Genomic DNA, 737 nt, shown 5'->3' with positions numbered 1-737 from the left:
GCTACAACGGTGGCATTATCGCCGACGCTGAGGTTTTCAGCGCTTAGGCTGTCGCCATCAACATCGGTTGCATTCGCCAGCAGTTGTTCTTGGCTGAGGGTGATTGAGCCATCTTCGTCAACTGAGTAAGCGATATTACCTGACACAGGGGCATCGTTAATCGGCAACACATCCACTGTCATTTGTGTAGTAACCGTTGCGCCCTCTTCGTCCTGAATAACAATATCCAGTGTCACTTCGCCATGGAAGTTTTCATTAGGGGCAAAGCTACAAGTCCCATCACCATTAACACTGAAAATACCATCAGGGCCTGTATAACTAATCTCAACCAATGAGACGTCACCTTCAATATCTGATGCATTCGCTAAGATTTGGCTTTCATTAAATGTCAGCACACTGTCTTCATCGATAGTGTAAGAAACAGGGCCTGCAATCGGTAAATCATTGACTGCGATAACCTCAATGCCTGCATTACCAACAGTGATTGCACCAGCTTCATCCACAACAGACACATCTAAGTTAATATCGCCGTTGAAGTTTTCATTAGGTGAGAAGGTAACCGTGCCATCTTGATTGGTCACTAACACACCATCAGTGCCTGAATAGCTGACACTATCTAGCGCCACTTCACCTTCGATATCAATTGCATTGGCAAGTAACTGCTCAGGGCTTAACGTGATACTGCCATCTTCGTTCATTTGGTATGAAGTAGAACCCGCTACTGGTGCATCATTCAC

At 45.6% G+C, this 737-nt stretch carries 1 protein-coding gene; it reads right to left on the bottom strand.

Annotation, left to right across the window (positions count from 1 at the left end):
* The coding region (locus BCU94_RS18925; protein ID WP_133149812.1) for a cadherin-like domain-containing protein at positions 1-737 on the bottom strand (737 nt) is incomplete at both ends.

Origin of the sequence: Shewanella sp. 10N.286.52.C2, assembly GCF_002874545.1 — a bacterium.
Classification (GTDB): domain Bacteria; phylum Pseudomonadota; class Gammaproteobacteria; order Enterobacterales; family Shewanellaceae; genus Shewanella.
The sequence above is the reverse complement of the archived record's forward strand: the minus strand, read 5'-3'. Positions and strand labels throughout refer to the sequence as shown.